Genomic DNA, 20,941 nt, shown 5'->3' with positions numbered 1-20,941 from the left:
CTCCCGCGTGTCCACTTCTCCCGTCACCCCGCTGGACCGCGACGCCGCCCGCGAGCTGCGCGCGCGGCGCGCGTGGATGCTGCTGGCCAGCTCCGGCGACCAGCTGAGCGAAGAGGCGCTGCTGGCCGAGCCCGAGGTGGGCTACGCCTACGCGGCGGCGTGCCGGCACGTGGGGCGGCCGGAGCGGGCGCTGGAGGTGGCGCTCAAGGTAGAGCCGGAGACGCGCCGCCGCGGCGACTGGCGGCTGGGCGGCGAGACGGTGAACCTGATCGGCAACATTCTCTTCGAGACGGGGCACGCCGACCAGGCGCAGGCGCGCTTCGAGGCGCTGCTGGAGCACGCGTCGCGCTGGAGCGACGAGGAGTTCTCGGCCCGCGCCAGCAACAACCTGGGCGTGGTGAGCAACGTCCGGGGGCAGCGCGACCTGGCGCTCACCTACTACCAGCGCGCGCTGGCGGCGTACCAGCGGCTGGGCAACCGCCTGGGGATCGCCGAGACGCACAACAACCTGGGGATCTCGTACCGCGACCTGGGCTTCGACCGCGAGGCGGACGGGCACTTCCGGCGCTCCATCGAGCTGGCCGAGGCGGAGGGCAGCGACCGCGTGGCCGCCATCGCCGAGACGGAGCGCGCGGTGCTGCGCCTGCGGGCGGGCGACGCGCCGCTGGCGGCCTCGCTGGCGCAACGGGCCCGCGGCCGCGCGCAGGGGATCGGCGACCCGGTGGGCGTGGGCAACGCCATCCGCGTGCTGGCGGGCGCTGCGGTGATGGAAGAGCGGATGGACGAGGCCGCGGCGCACCTGGACGAGGCGCTGCGCGTGGCCCGCGAACACTCCGAGTCGCTGCTGCTGGCGGAGGTGCAGCGCGACCGCGGCCTTCTGTTTCGCGACCGCGGCGACGGGGTGGCTGCCCGCGAGGCGCTGACCGAGTCCGCCGAGCACTTCGCCCGCCTGGGCGCCACCGCCGAGGCCGAGGCCGTCGCCGTGATCGCCCGGGAGCTGTAGGTCCAAGCAGGTCGGGAGGACAACACCTTTTTGCGTACGATTATTCTTTTTCAGGATCTGGTTTGAATTGTCCAGCCAGTGACTGGACAGTTCAGCGGTAGAGCTAAGTCGTTGAGAGTGTAGCGGATACGGGCGCCGGCGGGTCCGGGTCGATGCGCCTGCGCGCGGCCGTGATGGCGGCGTGGAGCTTCTGCTCCAGGATCTCCCGCGGCGGCAACTCGGTAACGTACTCCGCGATCCTGATCCCGCTTTGTTCCAGCTGCAGGAGCTCCACGTGCTCCTGCGACTTGCCGGCGCAGAGGATGAGGCCCAGCGGCGACTCCTCTCCCGGCCGGCATTCGTTCTTCTCCAGCCAGCGCAGGTACAGCTCCATCTGCCCTTTGTCCCCCGCGTGAAAGCGGCCCAGCTTCAGGTCGATGGCGATCAGGCGCCGCAGCCGGCGATGAAAGAAGAGCAGGTCAAGCCGGTAGTCCACCCCGTCGATCGTCATTCGCTTCTGCCGCGCGACGAAGGTGAAGTCCGTCCCCAACTCCGCGATGAACCGTTCCAGCTCCCGCAGGATCGCCTTTTCCAGGTCCCGCTCGTCGTAGGCGTCCTTCAGGCCCAGGAAGTCAAGCACGTAGTGGTCGCGGAACACCAGGTCGGCGCTCATCCGGTCCTGGTCCCGCAGCGCCTCCAACTCCTGCACGGCGACGGCTTCGGGCTTTCGCGAGATCGCCGTCCGCTCGAAGAGCATCCCCTGGATCTTCTGCCGGAGCGTGCGCGCGCTCCACCGCTCGGTAACGCACATCCGTGCGTAGAACTCGCGCGCCAGGGCGTCCGGCACGTAGATCAGGTGCGTGACGTGCGTCCAGCCCAATTGTCCAGCCAGTGACTGGACAATCTGAAAATCGGGAAAAGTCTCGGAGAACCGGAGCATGTTGAAGAGGTTCGAGCGAGAAAATCCGGAGCCGTACGCGATGGTCAGTTCCTCCGCCAGCCGGGAAATCAGCCGTTTTCCGTACTCCGCGCGCTCCTGTCCAACGACCTCGCGTCTGATCCTGTCTCCCACGCTCCAGTACGTCACCAGCATGGCCGCGTTGAAGACGCGCGCGACGTGGTTGCGTGAGTCATCGATCAGCGAACGGATGTCGCCCCAGAGAGCGGGATCGATGGCCAGCGGCGGGTCACCCGCTGGCACGGTACGCTTGGCTCTGGTGAGCGCGGACTTCCTGCTGCCCATCGCCATCCCTCCCTGATGAGGTGAGGATGTGAAATACTCCACGGCAGCAAAGGTGAACAGAGTGGGCATTCCATGCAAGGGTGTTCGCATCCGCGTGCGCGTCCCCGGCGTGCCCCGCAAAACAACAGGGTGTCCCGCGACGGGACACCCTGTTTTCGATGCGCTTACATCTCGAATTCGCGTAAGCTGATGCGGCGCAACGCCTAATCACCGCTTGACGCCGGACGCGGAGGGCGGAGCCGCGTTTGCCCTTCCGGTGAAGCGTGAACACGCGCATCCGCTCCACCCGCCCCGCCCGCCGCCGCGCGGGACCGACCCGCCCCTCCGGGTGCGGATCAGGGCGCCACGTCGTGGAACGCGATCTCCTTTTCGCGGTCGATGGTGGTGCGCATGGTCCATTCGCTGTCGAACAGCACCAGCGGCTTCTGCTTGGCGTCGTACACCAGCATGCGGCCGTGCCCGCCGGCCAGGCGGTCGACCTCGGCCGGGGGCGCCTCTACCCAGCGCGCCGCCACGTACGACATGCGCTCCAGCCGCGCCCGCACGCCGTACTCGTGCTCCAGCCGGTGCAGCAGCACGTCGAACTGCAGCTGGCCCACGGCGCCCACGATGGGGGCCGGGCCGGTGATGGACTCGGCGTAGAACACCTGCGCCGCGCCCTCCTCGGACAGCTGCTGCAGCCCCGTGTCCAGCTGCTTGCGCTTCAGCGGGTCGCTGATGAGGATGCGCGCAAAGTGCTCGGGCGAGAAGCGGGGGATGCCCCCGAACTCCAGGTCGCCGTCCGCGCTCAGCGTGTCGCCGATGCGCAGGTTGCCGCGGTCGTGGATGCCGATCACGTCGCCCGGCCACGCTTCTTCGATGAGCGTGCGCTCGCGCGCCATGAACTGCGTGGGCGACGCCAGGCGCAGGGGCTTGCCGCTGCGCACGTGCTTTACCTGCATCCCCGCCTCGAAGCGCCCCGAGCACACCCGCACGAAGGCGATGCGGTCGCGGTGCTTGGGATCCATGTTCGCCTGGATCTTGAACACGAAGCCGGTGAACTCGGGCTTCAGCGGGTCGATGGTCCCCGTGCTGGACTCGCGCGGCGTGGGCTCCGGCGCCAGGTCGAGGAACCGGCGCAGGAACGGCTCCAGGCCAAAGTTGGTGAGCGCGCTCCCGAAGAACACCGGCGACACCTCGCCGGAGAGAAAGGCCTCGCGGCTGAACTCGGCGCCCGCCATGTCCAGCAGTTCCAGGTCCTCCATCAGCTGGTTCATTGCCCCGTCGGGGATGGCGGCCTGGATGTGGTCGTCGTACAGCGAGCCGGTGTGCGTGCCCACCCGCGACTGGCCGTGGTCCTCGCCGCGCTCGAACAGGTGCACCTGCTCGCTGCCGCGGTCGTACACGCCCACGAAGCGGTCGCCGTCCAGGATGGGCCACATCATGGGATAGCACTTCATCCCCAGCTCCCGCTCCACGTCGTCGATGAGCTTGAGCGGCGACTCGCCCGGCCGGTCGCACTTGTTGACGAAGGTGAACACCGGCGTCTTCCGCAGCCGGCACACCTCGAACAGCTTGCGGGTCTGCTCCTCGACGCCCTTGCGGTTGTCCAGCAGCATGACCGCGCTGTCCGCCGCCATCAGCGTGCGGTAGGTGTCCTCGCTGAAGTCCTGGTGGCCGGGGGTGTCGAGCAGGTTGATGGCGCGGCCCAGGTACTCGAACTGCAGCACGCTGCTGGTGACCGAGATGCCGCGCTCCTGCTCCATCTGCATCCAGTCGCTGGTGGCGTGCCGGGCCGCCCGGCGGGCCTTTACGCTCCCCGCCAGGTGAATGGCCCCGCCGTACAGCAGCAGCTTTTCCGTCAGCGTGGTCTTGCCCGCGTCGGGATGGCTGATAATGGCAAAGGTCCGCCGGCGGCGGACCTCGTCGCTCAACCTGCTCATCGTTCTTCGCTCGTCGGTGTCAGAGATCAACCGAGAAATCTAACACCTCGGGGCGCGTGCTTCAACGCGTCCGGCGGTGTTTTCGCGGGCGGGGGCTACGCGCCCCCGTCTTTTTCCCTTCATGCGGGGGTATGCAGATGAACCGAATCGATCGTGAGCTCCTGCCCTTGGGCGCGCTGCTGGTGGCCGCCACCCTGCTGGTGGCGTGCAGCGGCGGCGGCGGAGGCGGAGGCGGGGGTGGAGGAGGCGGCGGCGGAGGCGGCACCACCCCGCAGTTCGGCACCGTGTCGGGACAGGTGACGGCGGGGGCCGCGGGCGTGCAGGGCGTCATCGTCGCCGTGGGCGGAGGCGGAAGCGCCACGACGGACGCGGGGGGCAGCTTTTCCGTCGCCAACGTTCCCGTGGGCGCGCGCACGGTGACCATCACCGTGCCGGCCGGCTACATCATGGCCGCGGCGGGCGACCCGGTGGCCAGGAGCGTGTCCGTGGGCGCCAACGCCACGGCCACGGCCAGCTTTGCGCTCAGGCGCGGGGTGCAGGTCACGGCCATCGGCACCACCTTTTCGCCCGAGAACGTGACGGTGCCGGCGGGTGGCACGGTGCGCTGGGTGGGCGGAGGCGGCGGGCCGCACACCGTCTCGCAGAGCGCCGGCAACCCCGCGGGCGGCTGGGCCGATGCCGCGCTCCCCGACGGCGCCACCATGGACCACACCTTCAACGCGGCGGGAACCTTCAACTACTTCTGCGCCCCCCACCAGGCGATGGGGATGACGGGGCGGGTGACCGTGGGCAGCTGAGGATCCAGCCGCAAACGCGCCCACAAAAGGCTTTATGCCGAATCGGGGAACAACGCCTTCATGAGTACAGAGGAACAGAGTCAGACAGAGGAGCCAGGATGATCTTTCAGCTCGCGTTCTCTGTCTGACCCTGTTCCCCTGTACGCTCATTCTTTTTCAGGATCTGGTGCTCGGAAACGGATCGGCCCCGCCCCCGAAAGCCGGGGGGCGGGGCCGATTGCGCCGGCGGATCACCGCCGCGCGGGCTACCAGCTGCGGCCGCGGTACTGGTTGTCGTACCGGCCCGTGCCGCCCCGGTTCTGGTTGTTCACCATCCGGATGGGCGTCCGGTTCTGGCGGTCGCCGAACGGGTCGCCGTTGTCGGTCTGCTCGCGGCCCTGGTAGCCGCGGTCGTAGTCCGACCCGTAGCGGTTCATCCCGCCCTGCATTCCACCCGACATTCCACCGCTATAGCCGCCAGTGGCGCCGTAGCCGCGGCCCATGTCGTCGTGGGCGCCGGTGGTGCCGTAGTGGCCCTCGGTGCCGCGGTAGCCGCGCACGCCGGTGTCGCCGCGCATGCCGTACTCGCGGTCGTAGTTGCCGGCCCAGCTGGTGCCGCCGCGCATGGACCCGCCGCCCATGTGCATCGACCGGTCGTTGTCGTCGCGGTCGAAGCGGTCCTCCACCTGGTTCCAGCCGCGCCGGATGGCGTTCTGCGCGCGGTCCAGGAACCCGCCGCCGCGGCTGGTTCCGCCGTACTCGCGGTCGCGGTCCATGCCGCCCGCGCCGTAGCCGCCGCCCGTGTTGCCGGAGCCAAAGTTGCCGGAGCCCCAGTTGTGGCCCCAGTCGCCGCCCTCCAGGTTCCAGCCGTGATCGCGGTTCATCCCGCCGCGGTTCATGCCCATCCCGCCGCCGGACATGCCGCCCTGCATCCCCATCCCGCCCTGCATTCCGCCGCCGCCCCAGCCGGCGGGGCGAATGTCGCGGTCGTAGCCGCCGCGCCCGCCGCCCAGGTGCCAGTCGCGCTCGGTGCGGTCCGCCGCGTCCGCCGTCCATGCGCCGTCGGAGAACGAGTTGGCCCACAGACCCTCGCGCTCGCGGCCGCGGTTGCCCAGGTCGCGGTTCATGCCGCGGTAGTCGGCGCCCGCGTCCATGTTGGACGAGTTCTGATAGTCGCGGCGAAGGTGCTCGTCGCCCATGCCGCCGCGGTAGCCGCGGTCGTTGTTTCGGTCGAACAGCCCCATCGTAGGCCTCCTGAGAGTTCGGGTTGTATCGCCCGCACCGGGTGCGGGAACGTGCCTGAACAGGGGCCCCACGGGGGTGCAATCTCCGTTCCAGCAAAGGGTTGGGCGACGTGATGGCTCTCCCGCGGCTTGATCCGCCCATTCCGCCCCGCTACGTTGCGCCCGTGATCCGGGCGCGGTGGACGGCCTGCCCGATGGATGATCTTTTCTCCGGCATGAGCCACGCGCATTCAGTGGAGTCGGTGATGACGATGGACGGTTCCGTGTTCGACGTGCTGCGCGCCCAGTCCGCCCTGCGCGGGCTGGGTGACGACGAGCTGCGCATCCTGGCCGAGGCGGCGGAGGCGAAGAGCTGCCCCGCGGGAAGCTACCTGTTCCGCGAGAACCAGCCCCGCCGGGCGTTCGGCGTGCTGGTGCGCGGGCGCGTGCAGATCGTAAAGGGGCACCAGGGGCGGCCGCAGGTGCTGCACGTGCTGGGCGCGGGCGAAAGCTACGGAGAGGGGAGCTTTCTGGACGACTACCCGCACTCCACCAGCGGCCTGATCACCGAGGACGCGGAGCTGGTGGAGGTGCCGCGCGAGCGCATCGCGCAGCTGGCGGAGTCGGAGCCGCGGCTGTACGGCAAGCTGGTGATGGCGGCCGCGCAGGTCATCTCGTCGCGCCTGCGCTTCGCCAACGCGCTCCTCTCGGGGCGCGGCAGCGGCTACCTGAGCGGCGAGCTGCGCACCGAGCACGACCTGCTGGGCGAGCGGCAGGTGTCGGTCGACCTGTACTACGGCGTGCAGACGCTGCGGGCCACCGAGAACTTTCCCATCACCGGCATTCCCATCGGCCAGTACCCGTACCTGGTGAACGCGCTGGCCGCCATCAAGCAGGCCGCGGCCCTGGCCAACGCCGAGCTGGGGCTGCTGGCGGAGGATGTGGCCGACGCCATCGTGCGCGCCTGCGGCGAGATCCGCGACGGCAAGCTGCACGAGCAGTTCGTGGTGGACGTGGTGCAGGGCGGGGCGGGAACGTCCACCAACATGAACGCCAACGAGGTGGTCGCCAACCGCGCCCTGGAGCTGCTGGGCCGCCGCAAGGGCGACTACGAGGCGGTGCACCCCAACAACCACGTCAACCTCAGCCAGTCCACCAACGACGTGTATCCCACGGCGCTCAAGATCGCCGCCAACTGGGCCATCGACGACCTGGTGAGCGCGCTGGGCGAGCTGCGGGAGGCCTTTTTCACCAAGGGGCGCGAGTTCGCCCAGGTGCTCAAGATGGGGCGCACGCAGCTGCAGGACGCGGTGCCCATGACGCTGGGGCAGGAGTTCAACGCATTCGCGGTGACGATCGGCGAGGACATGGACCGGCTGCGCGAGGCGGCGGCGCTCATCCGCGAAACCAACATGGGCGCCACGGCCATCGGCACGGGGATCAACACCGACCCGCGCTACGCCGCCCTGGTGTGCGACAAGCTGCGGCAGGTGACGGGGCTGGAGCTGGTGACCGCGCCCGACCTGATCGAGGCCACCGCCGACACGGGCGCCTTCGTGCAGCTGTCCGGCATCCTGAAGCGCGTGGCGGTAAAGCTCAGCAAGATCTGCAACGACCTGCGGCTGCTTTCGTCCGGGCCGCGCGCGGGGCTGGGCGAGATCAACCTGCCGCCCATGCAGCCGGGAAGCAGCATCATGCCGGGGAAGGTGAACCCGGTGATCCCCGAGGTGGTGAACATGGTGTGCTACCAGGTGGTGGGAAACGACCTCACCATCACCATGGCGGCCGAGGCGGGGCAGCTGCAGCTGAACGTCTTCGAACCGGTGATCGGGTTCAACCTGTTCCAGTCGCTGGACATGCTTACCCGCGGCGCGCTGGTGCTGCGCGACCGCTGCGTGCTGGGGATCACCGCCAACGTCGACCGCATGCGGTGGATGGTGGAGAACTCCATCGGCCTGGTGACGGCGCTGGTGCCGTACATCGGCTACGAGCGCTCCACCGAGCTGGCCACCGAGGCGCTGGCCACCGGCCGCGGCGTGTACGAGCTGATCCGCGAAAAGGAATGGCTCTCGCCCGAGGCGCTGGCCGAGATCCTTTCGCCCGAGGGGATGACGCACCCCCGCGCCATGCCCCACCCGGTGGAGGTGTAGGCGCAGGGTTTTGCCGGTGGCGAGTGCGCGGTCCCGGCTTGAACGGGCATGGTCCGCGCGTGTATCACAGGAAGGCGCCGCCACCCAGGAGGAGCATGCATACGAGTGACTTCCGCCAGGCACTGGGCCCGCTGTATCCGGAGCTAGGGCCAGGCGTGCCCGATCCGGATGTGCATGCGGAGTCGGTGATCGTTCGCGTGCTGAACGCGGGCCCGGATTCTCTTCGCGAGCAGATGCTGGCCTACTACGGACCGGAGAAGGTGCGTTCGGTGGCCGGCGCGCGGGTGAACCGGCTGGATGCGCCGGTCTATCGGGACTGGAAGAGCCGGCTGCACCTTCCTGAGCGCGCCGCTGCGGTCGAGAAGATGCACCGGCTGTGGCGGCAGTAGATCCCCCGCTTCCCTCCATCGACCGGCCCGCGGTCAGCCGCGCCGCGGTGATGCTGGCGGGGCCGCTTGGCGGCGCTTGTGACCTGACCGGGTACCGGCTGGCCGGCGGTACCGCGCTGGCGTGGGAGTACGGGCACCGCCGGTCCGACGATCTGGACTTCTTCACGCGGGTCCCGGGGCTGCTGAGCACAACCGAGCAGCAGCGGATCGCGGCCGACCTCCGTGCGCTCGATCCGAACGCGAGCATCGACATCTCCCAGCCCCGGACCATCCACGCGGTCGTCCGGGGATGTCGCGTGTCGGTGTTCGGCCTGGGTGGGCGGTGGCTTTCTCCGGCGGTCCAGGTGGCGGAAGGATTCGGCATCGCGACCGTGGAAGAGATCGCCGCGATGAAGCTGATCGCCGTGTCCACACGCTCGGCGAAGAAGGACTTCTTCGACCTGCACGCGCTGTATTACCGTGGCTTTTCGGGCGACCGGATGTTCGCGGCGCTCGGCGGACTGCATCCGGGCGAGATCGACAGGGAGGTTGGGGAGCACGTCGTGCGCGCGCTCACGGATTTCAGCGACGCGGAGCTCGATCCCGATCCCATCATCCTGGACGGGACGACCTGGGATGATGCAAGGCGTGCCGCCGAATGCCTTGCCGCCGATCTCCACAAGCACCTGCGGACACTGCGGCGCAGGTAGATTTCACGTGGAAACAGAAGCAAGGACGCGAAGGGAGGATCTCCCCTCGCGTCCTGTCTTCTTTTGCGTTCTCCGCGCGACCCTGCCGGCTTGTTTTTACGTCGATGCAGAGGCGAGGAGACCTCAGCCGAGGATCAGCAGGCGCAGGGGGACGAGGCGCAGTAGGTGTTGCGGCCGCACTCGGTGTCCCAGCAGCTCCGCAGGTCCGAGGCGAACAGCTCGTGCTTGCCCTCGGTGCTCAGCCTGGCATCCAGCGCCTCGAACGTTTCCACCGACAGCTCGTCCAGGTTCAGCTTGGTCATGGGATCCTCGCCTGCGGGGGGATGGGGGATGAGAGACGAACGGTGCGCCCCTCGTGTTTTGGTGCGGCAAATATACGATCGTGTTGGGGACAAACAAGCGTGACGTTTTCCCGGCAAAGCGAAACGGGCACCCCGCGGATGGCGGAGTGCCCGGTCTTCATCGGGACGGTGCCTGCCCGGAGCCGGTTCAGGCGCTCACCAGCAAAAGCAGGGTGAGGATACACACTCGGTGTTGCAGTTCGTCCTGCCGGTCGGCACCGCGCGCGCCTCTACCGTGCCGCGCTGCTCGGAAACGGCGAGCGATTCGAACGTCTCCACCGACAGCTCGTCCACGTTCAGCTTGAGCTTGTTCATGCTACCCTCCTGATGAATGATGTGCCGTAAGACGCGCGGCTGGTTTGGCCGCGCTGCCGACGGGTGGGTCTGCATCCAGGACACGGAAAGAAAGCAGACACACGCCATTGTCACTGTAGTACCCCACGCGATGAAAGTAAAGTTTATTTTTCATTAATTGGCGGTAGAGGGGAATGAGCTTGGGAGGATTGGCCTTTGCCAAAACGGGCACCCCGCGGATGGCGGAGTGCCCGTTTCGTCACCTCAGCCCCGGCGGATCACTCCGCCGGAATCCGTCAGACGCGGCCCAGGCGATCGTCGTCCAGGCGGGTGTCGCGCAGGTGCGTGTCGGTGCGGACCTCGCGGTCCACCTCGGCCGTCTCGCGGCGCAGGGTGGTGTCCACGGGCTGGTTCTCCACCACCTCGCGCTTGCGCACCACCAGCTCCTCGGTGGGCACCACGCGCTTCTCCACCACCGCCTCTTCGGCGTGCAGCTGGATGCGGATGTCCTCATCCTGCCCGATGGTGCCGCCGGTCGCGGCGTAGCCGTCGGTGATGGGGCGGCGCTCCACCTCCACCTCCTCGTGGCGCAGCTGCACGTTCTCGTGCACGTGCTGCGTCTCGACGTGCTTGCGCACGCCCACCTCGCCGCCGGAAACCTCGCGCTTGCCGATGGCGAGCTGCTCCTCGTTCAGCACCAGGCGCATGGCCTCTTCCTCGCCCACGCCGTGCGCTTCCATGCGCTCACGGACAAGGCGCTGGCGGTCCGCGTTCATGGTCAGGTCGCGGTCGTCACGCAGGTCGCGATCGTCGCGGTCGTTGCCGCCAAGCTTCTCGAGCATGCTGCCTCCAGTTTTCAGGTTTCCGCACGGTCTTCCCGTTGGCCGTCCCATTCGCAAGTGGTGTACCAACAATCACTTGCAATGTCGTCCCTCCTCTCCGCACCCCGGCCCCTCCCCTCGCGAATTCCGCGAGGGGAGGGGACCGCCGTCCCGTATCTGCCTGTCGGCCGGCTGCCGTGCTAGCGGCGGTCCAGGCGGTCGTTGTCCATCTGGTCGCCGCGCAGGTGCGTGTCGGTGGTGGCCGAACGGTCCACCTCGGCCGTCTCGCGGCGCAGCGTGGTGTCGATGCCCTCCGTCTCCACCACCTCGCGCTTGCGCACCACCAGCTCCTCGGTGGGCACCACGCGCTTCTCGACGATCACCTCTTCCGCGTGCAGCGGAATGCGGATCTCGTCCGCGGTCTCGGTGATCTGCCCGGCGCCGGCGGCCAGCGGATCGGCGATGGGGCGGCGCTCCACCTCGACCTCTTCGTGCCGCACCTGCACGTTCTCGTGCACGTGCTGCGTCTCGACGTGCTTGTGCACGTTCACCTCGCCGCCCGAGACCTCGCGCTTGCCCACCGCGAGCTGCTCCTCGTTCAGCGTCAGGCGCATCTCCTTGTCGTTCCGGAACGCCTGGTTGTCGTAGTAGTCGGGCGTGGCGGCGGCGGAGGTCACGTTGCAGGCGCGGCCCACCTCTTCCTCGTAGTCGCGCGTCATGCCGCCGCGGTTGTACGTGGGCATGGCCCGCAGCTGCTCGGTCCCCAGCCCGTCCACCAGCACCTGGTGCCGGCTCTCCTCCAGCCGCGCGTAGCCGATGGGCACGGTGATGTGGCGGTTGTCGCCGTCCACGTCCACGTCCACGTAGCGCACCTTGTTGGCCTGCGTATCCACCAGCAGCTCCTCCACCTTGCCCAGCCGCTGCCCGTCGCTGGCCACCACGTCCCATCCCCGGATGTCCGGCTCGCCGTCGGCAACCTTGTATCCCGGAAGCTGGTTCAGCGGGACTACGCGATCCATGGGCTCGTTCGCCATCGGTCCACCTCAAGAGGAAGGTTCCTGCATTCCAGCCGCCCCCGCGGCGGATCGGAATCGGGGCGGGGTCCTACGCAAGCGCCGTGCGCGTTTGTACCGTCCACATGATAGGTTCTCCAGAACCGGGCTGCTGCACGGGTTCATGTGTTTTGCGCGGCGGAGCAGTTTGGGCCAAAGCCCCGGCGTCTGATCCGGATGGCCCGCTCCTTGCTTTTCCGCGTGGCGCTAACCCTTTGAAGTGAGTGCGTTTAGATGGCAGTGCGAAGCTTCGGCTCACCGGATGGCACCACCTGGACCGCATGGGAAGTGATCCCGGCCCGGGTTTCTGAATTTCGCTCCACGTTCGGCTCGCACCTTCCGGCGCGGATGGCGGAGGGGTGGCTGTGCTTTGACTGCGGTTCCGAAAAGCGCCGCCTGTATCCGCTGCCGTCCAACTGGGGCGATCGGAGCGAGGCAGAGCTGTGGTTCCTGTGCCGCGCGGCGGAGCCCGTCCGCGCGCGCGTGCCGGGCGGATGCGACGCCCCGCCGCGCGACGGGGAGCCCGCCGTCGGGTTTGACGGGGAGCCCGCCGTCGGGTTGGACGCGGTGGCGGAGGTCGCCGCCGTGTAGCGGGACTGCGGGGGGACGGCGGCGGAACCTGTCGGAGGACACGGAAACACGGTGGGCGACGAGCGCGGTGGCCGGGCGGCAACCGCGCGGATTCGACGCGCCTCGGCGTTTAGAAGGAAAGTCCGCGAGTCCGGTCTACCCGTTGGTGTCGTTGGCCGGGTGGTTGCCGGGTGGATTGATGCGCACCTGGAACGTGAGTCCCACCTGCGTGCCGGCCTTTACCCCGGTGGAGAGCAGCCCCACCTGCCCTTCGCCGCTGATCACCAGGCTGAACGTCACCGTTTCCAGGACGCCGGTGCCGGAGCCGGGCAGGGTTTCGATCATCTCCAGGCAGCCGCGGTACGCCCGGTGCACCGACTGCTTGAGGGCGGCGGTGCTTACTTCCACCGCGCGGTCCGTCGTTCTCCGGGCAAAATCCTCGACCCCGCTCCGGGTCCTGCGCACGTCGACGGGCTCTGCGTCGGTGCTGGTAAAGATCAGAATCGTGGATGAGTCCTGCATCCGAGTCATTCCCCGTGAGGTGTGAGGGCCGGGCCCCGTGTAGCGATCGGGAGCATGCCGGCCGGATCGTGCGGGCGCGGGCGTCTTGATCGCCTGGATGTGCATCATTGGACGGACCCCTGCCGCCGAGTTCTCCTCGTGATTGCGGGAACCCCCGCGCCGGGCCGATCTTGCTGCCGTCTCGCATCAGGCGGAAAGGCGGCATGGCCCAGGCGGCGGAGCAGGTGGAACGGGGGAGGGTGACGGACGCGGCGGCCGGACCGGCCGTGGCGCGCTTCGACGCGCCCGGCGGCGGGCGCTCGTTCCGTTTTCACGGGCCGCGGCGCATCCTGCGCGCGGAGCGGGTGGAGGACGTCGTCCCGGTTCTCGAAGCCGTGCAGCGGTTCGTCGGCGAAGGCCTGCACGCGGCCGGCTTCGTGGCGTACGAGGCCGCATCCGCCTTCGACCCCGCGCTGGTCACGCATCCCCCTGATGCGCGCCTGCCGCTGGCCTGGTTCGCGGTCTACGACCATCGCGAGGACGTCCATCCCACGTACGATCGGGCGGATGCGGACGCCGAGATCGGCGCGTGGAGCACGGACGTCACCGAGGCCGAATATCTCCGTCAGGTGGAGCACGTCCGCGCGCTGATCGCGGCCGGCGACACGTACCAGACCAACTACACCGTCCGCCTGCGCGCCCCCTTTCGCGGCGATCCCGCGGCGCTGTACGAGCGGCTGTGCCTGGCGCAGCGCTCCGGCTTCTGCGCCTTACTGGACCTGGGCGGGGGGCGCACGATCGTCTCCGCATCCCCCGAGCTGTTCTTTCGCGCGGACGGGCGCGAGCTGGAGCTGCGGCCCATGAAGGGAACGCGGCCGCGCGGTCGCTGGGCGCGGGAGGATGTGGCACTGGCGGAGGAGCTGGCCGCATCCCCCAAGGACCGCGCGGAGAACCTGATGATCGTGGACCTGCTGCGGAACGATGCCGGGCGCGTGGCGGAGTTCGGCAGCGTGCGGGTGGAGCGGCTGTACCAGGTGGAGCGGTACGAGACGGTGCACCAGCTCACGTCCACGATCCGCGCGGGGCTGCGGCCCGACGCGGGGCTGGCGGACGTGTTCCGCGCGCTGTTCCCCTGCGGCTCCGTCACCGGCGCGCCCAAGGTGCGGACGATGCAGATCATCCGCGGCCTGGAGCCGTCGCCGCGCGGCGTGTACTGCGGCGCCATCGGCTTCGTGTCGCCGGGGGAGGCGGTGTTCAGCGTGGGCATCCGCACGCTGCTGCTGGATGCCGCCGCGGGGACGGCGGAGCTTGGCGTGGGCAGCGGCATCACCCACGACAGCGACGCCGCGGCCGAGTACGCCGAGTGCTGGTCCAAGGCCGCGTTCGTCCGCCGCGCGCCCGCGGACTTCCGGCTGCTGGAGACGATGCTGTGGGAGCCGGCGGACGGCTGGTTCCTGCTGGACGGCCACCTGGACCGCATGGCCGCCTCCGCCGGCTACTTCGGCTACGCGTTCCATCGGGACGATGCGGTGCGGCGGCTGGACGAGGCGGCGCGCGGCTTTGCCGATCGGCCGCTGCGGGTGCGGCTGAGCCTGGGGCGGGACGGGGCGATGGAGATCGAGGCCGCGCCGCACGTGGATCATCCCGGACCCGCGCGCGTGGGGATTGCGGCGGAGCCGGTGGACAGCCACGATCCCATGCTGTACCACAAGACCACGCGCCGCGCCGGGTACGAGCGCCGCGCCGCCAGCCGCCCCGGCTGCGACGACGTGCTGCTGGTGAACGAGCGTGGCGAGCTGACCGAGTCCACCATCGCCAACCTGGTGGTGCGGCTGGACGGCGCCCTGTGGACGCCCCCGCTGGACTGCGGCCTCCTCCCCGGCGTCCTTCGCGCCGACCTGCTCGCCCGCGGCGAGGTCCGCGAGCGCGTCCTGCGCCCGGACGACCTGGCGCGCGCGGAGGAGGTCTGGCTCATCAACTCCGTCCGCAAATGGCGCCGGGCCAGCGTGGTTCCGTGAACTGCAGGGAACTACCCTGCGCTATTTCTTTTTCTCGATCGATTCTGGAATGATGCACCTGCGGCTGTTCGCCCTGACCATTGCCCTTCTCGCCGGGCTTTCCGCTCCCGCTGCCGCGCAGGCGGTGCGTGTGGATGTCCTCGTGCGGCATGATGACCAGCCGCTCGCGGATGCGCTCGTGCGGCTGGGCTCCGCCGAAACGCGCAGCGACAGCGCGGGGCTCGCATCGATGCACATCGCACCCGGCACGTTCCGGCTGGATGTGACGCGCGCGGGATTTCGACGCGAGATCCGCGAGATCTCAATCCAGCGTGACACCACCATCTCCATCGACATGGAGGCGGCGGAGGAGGAGCACGACGCGGGCGAGCTGGAGACCGTCGTCGTCACCGCCACGCGCAGCGAGCAGCGCATCGAGGATGCCCCCGTGCGGGTGGAGGTGCTGGCGCGCGAGGAGGTGGAGGAAAAGATGATGATGACGCCCGGCGACGTCGCGATGATGCTCAACGAGACCAGCGGCCTGCGCGTGCAGACCACGTCGCCCTCGCTGGGCGGCGCGGCGGTGCGCGTGCAGGGGCTGCGCGGCCGCTACACGCAGTTGCTCTCCGACGGGCTGCCGCTGTACGGCGGCCAGAGCGGCTCGCTGGGCCTGCTGCAGATTCCCCCGATGGACCTGGGGCAGGTGGAGGTGATCAAGGGCGCGGCGTCGGCGCTGTACGGGGCGTCTGCGCTGGGCGGCGTCATCAACCTGGTCTCGCGCCGCCCCGACGGCGGCCGCGAGCTGCTGCTGAACGCCAGTACCCTGGGCGGCGCAGACGCCGTGCTGTTTTCGTCCGGCGCGCTGGGCGGGCGCTGGGGATACACCCTGCTGGCCGGCGCCCACGGGCAGAAGCGCGCCGACATCGACCACGACGAGTGGGCGGACGTGCCGTTCTACCGGCGCGCCGTGGTGCGCCCGCGGCTGTTCTGGGATGACGGCGAGGGCCGCTCGCTCTTCGTCACCGCCGGCGGGACGGTGGAGGACCGCGGCGGCGGCGGGCTGGATCGTCCGGAAGAGCTCGGCACGCGCCGCGGGGACGCGGGGCTGGTGGCGCGGTGGATGACGGAGGGCGGCACGCTCCTCAACCTGCGCGCATCGGGGATGGTGCAGCGGCACGACCACCTCTTCGTGGACGTACGCGAGCGCGACCGCCACGACACCTGGTTTGGCGAGGCGTCCGCGGCGCGCACCATCGGCGCGCACACGCTGGTGCTGGGCGCGGCGCTGCAGCGGGAGACCTATCGCGGCCGGGACGTGCGGGGCTTCGACTACACGTTCACCATCCCGTCCGTCTTTGCGCAGGACGACTGGCGCCTGGCGGAGTGGCTGGCCGTGACCGCCAGCGGCCGCGTGGACGGGCACAGCGAGTACGGTACCTTCTTCAGCCCGCGCGTTTCCGCCCTGCTCCGTCCCGCCGACGGATGGTCGGTGCGCGCCTCCGCCGGCGCCGGCTACTACGCCCCCACGCCGTTCACGGAAGAGACGGAGGCGATCGGCCTGACGGGCCTGCGCCCGCTGGCCGGCCTGGAGGCGGAGCGGGCGCGCGGCGCGTCGCTGGACGTGGGCCGGACCCTTGGCGACGTCGAGCTCAACGCCAGCGTCTTTGGCTCCGTGATCGACGACGCGCTGCAGCTGGTGCCGGTGCAGACGCCACAGTTCGTCGGCGTCGCGCTGGTGAACGTGGCCGGCGAGACGCGCACGTGGGGCACCGAGGCGCTGGTGCGCTACCACGCGGAGCCGTGGCACGTGACCGCCACCCACACGTGGACGCACGCCACGGAGCCGCGGCTGGAGGGCGACATCCTGGTCCGCGCCCCGGTGCCGCTCACCCCGCGGCATCAGGCGGGGATCGTGGGGATGTGGGAGGCCGAGGGGCAGGGGCGCGTGGGCGTGGAGCTGTACTACACCGGCCGGCAGTCGCTGGACGACAACCCGTACCGTACGCGGAGCCGGCCGTACCTGATCTTCGGGATGCTGGCGGAGCGCAGGGTGGGATCCGCGCGCGTGTTCGTGAACGCCGAGAACCTGCTGGACGTGCGGATGACGCGCTGGCACCCGCTGACGCTCCTGGAGCGCTCGCGCGAGCTTCGCTACACGACGGACGCCTGGGCTCCGCTGGAAGGCCGCTCCATCAACGCCGGCGTGCGGCTGGACCTGTGATCGTGATACCGGATCCTGAAAAAGAATGATCGTACAGAGGAACAGAGTCAGACAGAGAAAGCGAGCTGAAATATCAGCCAGGTTCCTCTGTCTGACTCTGTTCCTCTGTACCCCAAAAGGTGTTGTTTTCCCGGAGTCGGTATGATCCGTCCACGCGGGGTATCGCGTCTCCCTACCGTGACTTCCTGAGGGAGCGCACCACGCGTACTCAGAAGCCGCGCCACCGCCTGCGCGCGACCGAAGGACCTGCTCCGCTTTATCGGGGGGCCGGATTCAGGACGTGGAGCCAGCCTCGCGGCTCTGACGGCGAGGTCCTTCGGTGGGCGCCAGGGCCTGGCCGCACGGGCTGAACCCGGTGTGGCGCCTCCTTCAAGAAGTCAGCATGGGGTGGATGGGTGATGTCGATCGGGCGATCCGGCGAGGCGGTCCGGTCCGCTACGGATCGCGCATCGGGATGAAGGGCTGGATCGGCGCGACGGGCAGGGCGGTCGAGCACAGGCGCGCCAGCTCCGCCTCGGAAAACTGCTCCCAGTGCTGCGGGATGGGCGCAAGGCGGCGCTTTTCGGTGGGGCACTCAAAGGTGAGCCACCCCAGCGCCAGGTGCGGGGACAGCAGCGGCGCCGGAGTGCGCCGGTCCGGGTTCACGCGCCGCTCCGGGCCGGTGTAGCGGATCACCGGCTCCGGGTTGCGACGGTCGTAGCCGATCCTGCGCTCCGTATTCTCCCGGTGCCCCGGCATCACGTTCCAGACCTGCCAGGTCACCCCCTCTTCCGTGCAGAACGAACGGATCGGCATGGCGGTCAGCGGCACGGGGTGGGGGTCACGGTGCGCACGGCGGCGGGTTGTGCGCACGCGCGCACAGCGCTTCCAGCTCCGCGTCGGAGCCCGCTTCCCAGCCGGACGGCGGCGGGCACAGGCGCCGCTTTTCGCCACGCGCAGAAAAGCAGACCCAGCCGCCCAGCAGCTCCGGATGCGCAAGGTGCATCCGCCGGTCGCGGCCCGGGCGGCGGCGCTCGGGGGTGAACCCGGGCACCACCCGCGTGCGCCGCTCCACCCCCGCCCGCCGGGCCGTGTAGACGCGGTGCGGCGGTACGTCCCAGGCCGTCCAGGCGGTGCCGCCCGAGTCCGTGAATTCGCGAAGAGCCATCTCTTGTCATCCATGAAGTGCAAGGGCCAATCTGCCCGCATTTGCAAACCGCGTACCTGCAAACACTTAGGGCGTCGAATCAACCGGTGGGGATTCGGCCGCCCGCGGTTCGCACCGGCCTTCGGCGACGAACAGGATCCACAGCGGTATGGAAACGGTTGGCGCGGTGATTGCTGCAACGGCTAAACGTATCAGCCAGGGCTGGAGACGCACTATTGAGAGAGGACGATGGCATTCCGCACGTTCCGCGATCCCGAGGGACGCGAGTGGCAGGTGTGGGACGTGATTCCCAGCCGCGAGGTGGAGGCGGGTTCCCGCCGCAGCAACTACCTGCCGGCAGAGATGGCGGACGGCTGGCTCTGCTTCGAGGCCGCCGACCAGAAGCGGCGGCTTACGCCCTTTCCATCGGATTGGGCGACGCATGACGATGCCGCCATCCACGCCCTGTGCTGCGCGGCCGAGCCGGTAGCCGCCCGCAGGACCGCCTCCATCGGCGAATAGACGGCTGCAACTCGCGGTTGTCCGATGATGAAGCCCCGCGATGCTGGCGGGGCTTTCTGCTGTCCCTGAGAGGGTTTGCTACCCCCCCCAAACTCAAAAAGAAGCGATGAGTCCGGTCCAAGAAGTCGCGTATGCCGCTTGATCCACACAGGTGTGGAGAAGTCGACTTCGGAGGATGCGCTCAGACGCACGATCTCGACGTGGGGATACTGCGGAGGACCCCCAAATCCGCGGCATCCGCCGCCGCTCCGGACTTTTTAGACCGGACTCAGATGTGAGGGGCGCGGGCACTTCCTCTGGCACCCCGCACTCCCGCACTCCCGCACTCCCGCACTCCCGCACTCCCGCACTCCCGCACTCCCGCACTCCCGCACTCCCGTTCACCCGCTCACCCAACCGCCGCCTCCACCTCCGGCAGCCGCGGCGTATCCGGATCATCCGGAAACCCCAGCGCCGAGGCGCGCAGAAACGCCTCCACCACACGGGGATCGAATTGGGTGCCGGAGTTGCGGCGGATCTCCTCCATCGCGTGCTCGCCGCTGCTGCCGTTGCGGTACGGCCGCGAGCTGACGATGGCGTCGAAGGTATCGACGACGGCCACGATGCGCCCCTGCAGGCTGATCGCCTCGCCGCGGAGCCCCGCGGGATAGCCGGAGCCGTCGAAGCGCTCCTGGTGGTGCAGCACCGCGGGGAGGCCGGGGCGCAGGAACGAGCTGCGCTCCATGATGGTGGCGCCGATCTCCGGATGGCGCTTCATCTCATCGTACTCCTCCGCCGTCAGCGCGCCCGGCTTCTTGAGCACGTCGTCGCGCACGCCGATCTTGCCCACGTCGTGCAGCAGCGCGCCCACCCACAGCGCCCGCAGCTCCTCGCCGCGCATCCCCAGCTCGCGCCCCGTGGCCGCCGCGTACCGGGCTACCCGCTCCACGTGCCCGCCGGTGTAGTCGTCGCGGGTCTCGATGGCGGTGGCCAGGGAGCGCAGCGCGTCCATCAGCAGCGCCTCGATCTGCCCCGCCTGCTCGGCCACGCGCTCTTCCAGCTGCGTCTGGTAGCTGCGGTTCTCCCGCAGCAGCCGGCGGTAGCTCACGGCGCGCTCGGCGGCCAGCAGCACCTCGTCCACGTTGAACGGCTTGACCAGGTAGTCGTCCGCCTGCAGCCGCAGCGCCTCGACCGCGTTCTCCACCGTCCCCGCGCCGGTAAGGATGATGAATCCCACCGTGTCGTCCATCGACCGCACGCTGCGCAGCAGCTCCAGGCCGCTCATCCCCGGCATCTGCAGATCGCTCAGGATGAGGTCGGCGCCGTGCGAGCCAAAGCGCCGCAGCGCCTCGTCGCCGGACGCGGCCTCGACCACGTCGTAGCGGGCGGGGGGAAGGATGGCGCGCAGGACGGCGCGGACCGCCGCGTCGTCGTCCGCGACCAGCACGCGCAGGGGAGCCGTCACGGCACCACCGTTCCGGGCCGGGCCGCGAACCCCTGCGCCTCCAGCTGCACGTCGTGGCTCACCCGCAGCCCCGCACGCCCGCGGGTGGACAGCTCCGCCGCCGGCACCGTGGCCACCGTGCCGCCGTTCACCAGGAAGGTCACCGAATCCGCCCCCACCCGCACTTCCAGGTCGTTGGGGCGCCCCTGGCCGCCGGCGTCGCGCGCCACGTCCGGGTGGCGCGTCCAGTCGCGCACCACGGGGAGCTGCGCCCCGTCGCGCCGCTTGATGAGGTAGCTGCCGTCGCCGCGCACCAGGAAGTAGCTGTACCGCTGCTCCGCCTCGGGCCCCTCCAGCCCCGTGCCGCCAAAGATCAGCCCGTACCCCTCGTGCAGCCGCCCCGCGCGCTTGCGCAGGCTGGCGCGCACGGAGTACGGCGGCGCCAGCTCCGCCGCGCCCTCGGGCCACAGGATGGCGTGCGGCCCCGCCTCGATGGTCGTCACCTCGCCCGGGGTGACGGTGATGCCGGACGCCGGATTGGTCCGCCACGCCGGCGCCGCCGCGGCGGGCGTGGACGGCTGCGTGGCAGGGGCCGGCGGGGCGGCGGCCAGCGAGTCGGCCGCATTCCCCGGATCGCCATCGGCGCCGCAGGCGGCGGCCAGCAGCAGCGCCAGCGGAAGCAGGGAGCGCGTCATGGGG

The 20,941-nt window shown here is 69.7% G+C and carries 21 protein-coding genes; 9 read left to right on the top strand and 12 right to left on the bottom strand.

Translation table 11 applies throughout. The features are described 5' to 3' along the window. Positions 1-7: 7 nt before the first annotated feature. Complete coding sequence (locus tag VGC13_RS04725) at positions 8-1,003, top strand: tetratricopeptide repeat protein (RefSeq protein ID WP_331124059.1); 996 nt, start codon at positions 8-10, stop codon at positions 1,001-1,003. Positions 1,004-1,106: 103 nt separating this feature from the next. Here VGC13_RS04725 and VGC13_RS04720 read toward each other — a convergent pair whose 3' ends face one another. Both VGC13_RS04720 and VGC13_RS04715 read right to left on the bottom strand, forming a co-directional pair. Next, positions 1,107-2,294: a PDDEXK nuclease domain-containing protein gene (locus tag VGC13_RS04720; protein WP_331124058.1), complete on the bottom strand. Its 1,188-nt coding sequence runs from the start codon at positions 2,292-2,294 to the stop codon at positions 1,107-1,109. A 266-nt stretch (positions 2,295-2,560) separates the two neighbouring features. Further along, entirely contained in the window at positions 2,561-4,147 is a 1,587-nt protein-coding gene (locus VGC13_RS04715; RefSeq protein ID WP_331124057.1) for a peptide chain release factor 3, read from the bottom strand. A gap of 137 nt (positions 4,148-4,284) precedes the next feature. Here VGC13_RS04715 and VGC13_RS04710 point away from each other — a divergent pair, with 137 nt between their 5' ends. After that, on the top strand, positions 4,285-4,944 hold the full coding sequence (locus VGC13_RS04710; protein ID WP_331124056.1) for a cupredoxin domain-containing protein: 660 nt from the start codon (positions 4,285-4,287) through the stop codon (positions 4,942-4,944). Between the two features lie 245 nt (positions 4,945-5,189). Here the strand turns inward: VGC13_RS04710 and VGC13_RS04705 are convergent, their stop codons facing one another. Then, positions 5,190-6,167 carry a hypothetical protein gene (locus VGC13_RS04705; RefSeq protein WP_331124055.1) on the bottom strand — a complete coding sequence of 326 codons (978 nt, stop codon included), beginning with the start codon at positions 6,165-6,167 and terminating at the stop codon, positions 5,190-5,192. Between the two features lie 113 nt (positions 6,168-6,280). Between VGC13_RS04705 and aspA the strand changes: the two genes are divergently transcribed. From aspA to VGC13_RS04690, 3 genes are all read left to right on the top strand, one after another. Then, positions 6,281-8,296, top strand: a complete 2,016-nt coding sequence (gene aspA, locus VGC13_RS04700; RefSeq protein ID WP_414682980.1) for an aspartate ammonia-lyase — start codon at positions 6,281-6,283, stop codon at positions 8,294-8,296. Positions 8,297-8,391: 95 nt separating this feature from the next. After that, the gene (locus VGC13_RS04695) at positions 8,392-8,685 is read left to right on the top strand and encodes a hypothetical protein (protein WP_331124053.1); all 294 of its coding nucleotides are present in this window, start codon (positions 8,392-8,394) and stop codon (positions 8,683-8,685) included. Next, positions 8,673-9,374 (top strand): nucleotidyl transferase AbiEii/AbiGii toxin family protein, encoded by a 702-nt coding sequence (locus VGC13_RS04690; protein ID WP_331124052.1) that lies wholly within the window; start codon positions 8,673-8,675, stop codon positions 9,372-9,374. The genes VGC13_RS04695 and VGC13_RS04690 overlap by 13 nt, the downstream gene beginning before the upstream one ends. 134 nt (positions 9,375-9,508) lie before the next feature. Here VGC13_RS04690 and VGC13_RS04685 read toward each other — a convergent pair whose 3' ends face one another. From VGC13_RS04685 to VGC13_RS04670, 4 genes are all read right to left on the bottom strand, one after another. Next, positions 9,509-9,676, bottom strand: a complete 168-nt coding sequence (locus tag VGC13_RS04685) for a hypothetical protein (RefSeq protein WP_331124051.1) — start codon at positions 9,674-9,676, stop codon at positions 9,509-9,511. A gap of 195 nt (positions 9,677-9,871) precedes the next feature. Then, positions 9,872-10,030 (bottom strand): hypothetical protein, encoded by a 159-nt coding sequence (locus VGC13_RS04680; protein WP_331124050.1) that lies wholly within the window; start codon positions 10,028-10,030, stop codon positions 9,872-9,874. Between the two features lie 275 nt (positions 10,031-10,305). Further along, entirely contained in the window at positions 10,306-10,851 is a 546-nt protein-coding gene (locus tag VGC13_RS04675; RefSeq protein WP_331124049.1) for a YsnF/AvaK domain-containing protein, read from the bottom strand. A gap of 179 nt (positions 10,852-11,030) precedes the next feature. After that, positions 11,031-11,864, bottom strand: a complete 834-nt coding sequence (locus tag VGC13_RS04670) for a DUF2382 domain-containing protein (protein ID WP_331124048.1) — start codon at positions 11,862-11,864, stop codon at positions 11,031-11,033. 366 nt (positions 11,865-12,230) lie between these two features. On the opposite strand from VGC13_RS04670, the gene VGC13_RS04665 reads away from it, so the two are divergent. Beyond that, entirely contained in the window at positions 12,231-12,473 is a 243-nt protein-coding gene (locus VGC13_RS04665; RefSeq protein ID WP_331124047.1) for a hypothetical protein, read from the top strand. A 135-nt stretch (positions 12,474-12,608) separates the two neighbouring features. On the opposite strand, the gene VGC13_RS04660 is transcribed toward VGC13_RS04665, so the two are convergent. Continuing rightward, positions 12,609-12,974: a Pepco domain-containing protein gene (locus tag VGC13_RS04660; protein WP_331124046.1), complete on the bottom strand. Its 366-nt coding sequence runs from the start codon at positions 12,972-12,974 to the stop codon at positions 12,609-12,611. Positions 12,975-13,177: 203 nt separating this feature from the next. Between VGC13_RS04660 and pabB the strand changes: the two genes are divergently transcribed. Continuing rightward, positions 13,178-14,971 (top strand): aminodeoxychorismate synthase component I, encoded by a 1,794-nt coding sequence (pabB, locus tag VGC13_RS04655; protein ID WP_331124045.1) that lies wholly within the window; start codon positions 13,178-13,180, stop codon positions 14,969-14,971. Positions 14,972-15,020: 49 nt separating this feature from the next. Further along, entirely contained in the window at positions 15,021-17,171 is a 2,151-nt protein-coding gene (locus tag VGC13_RS04650) for a TonB-dependent receptor plug domain-containing protein (protein WP_331124044.1), read from the top strand. A 435-nt stretch (positions 17,172-17,606) separates the two neighbouring features. Here the strand turns inward: VGC13_RS04650 and VGC13_RS04645 are convergent, their stop codons facing one another. Together VGC13_RS04645 and VGC13_RS04640 are read right to left on the bottom strand one after the other, a co-directional pair. Next, positions 17,607-17,966: a hypothetical protein gene (locus VGC13_RS04645; protein ID WP_331124043.1), complete on the bottom strand. Its 360-nt coding sequence runs from the start codon at positions 17,964-17,966 to the stop codon at positions 17,607-17,609. A 25-nt stretch (positions 17,967-17,991) separates the two neighbouring features. Continuing rightward, entirely contained in the window at positions 17,992-18,318 is a 327-nt protein-coding gene (locus VGC13_RS04640; protein ID WP_331124042.1) for a hypothetical protein, read from the bottom strand. 228 nt (positions 18,319-18,546) lie between these two features. On the opposite strand from VGC13_RS04640, the gene VGC13_RS04635 reads away from it, so the two are divergent. Continuing rightward, a complete protein-coding gene (locus tag VGC13_RS04635) occupies positions 18,547-18,819 on the top strand; it encodes a hypothetical protein (RefSeq protein ID WP_331124041.1) in 273 nt (90 codons plus the stop codon). A gap of 388 nt (positions 18,820-19,207) precedes the next feature. Here VGC13_RS04635 and VGC13_RS04630 read toward each other — a convergent pair whose 3' ends face one another. Together VGC13_RS04630 and VGC13_RS04625 are read right to left on the bottom strand one after the other, a co-directional pair. Further along, complete coding sequence (locus VGC13_RS04630) at positions 19,208-20,263, bottom strand: HD-GYP domain-containing protein (RefSeq protein WP_331124040.1); 1,056 nt, start codon at positions 20,261-20,263, stop codon at positions 19,208-19,210. Beyond that, the gene (locus tag VGC13_RS04625; protein WP_331124039.1) at positions 20,260-20,937 is read right to left on the bottom strand and encodes a hypothetical protein; all 678 of its coding nucleotides are present in this window, start codon (positions 20,935-20,937) and stop codon (positions 20,260-20,262) included. The genes VGC13_RS04630 and VGC13_RS04625 overlap by 4 nt, the downstream gene beginning before the upstream one ends. Positions 20,938-20,941: the final 4 nt, after the last annotated feature.

This window comes from Longimicrobium sp. (genome assembly GCF_036399255.1).
Taxonomy (GTDB): domain Bacteria; phylum Gemmatimonadota; class Gemmatimonadetes; order Longimicrobiales; family Longimicrobiaceae; genus Longimicrobium.
This window is presented reverse-complemented; position numbering and strand designations above follow the sequence as displayed.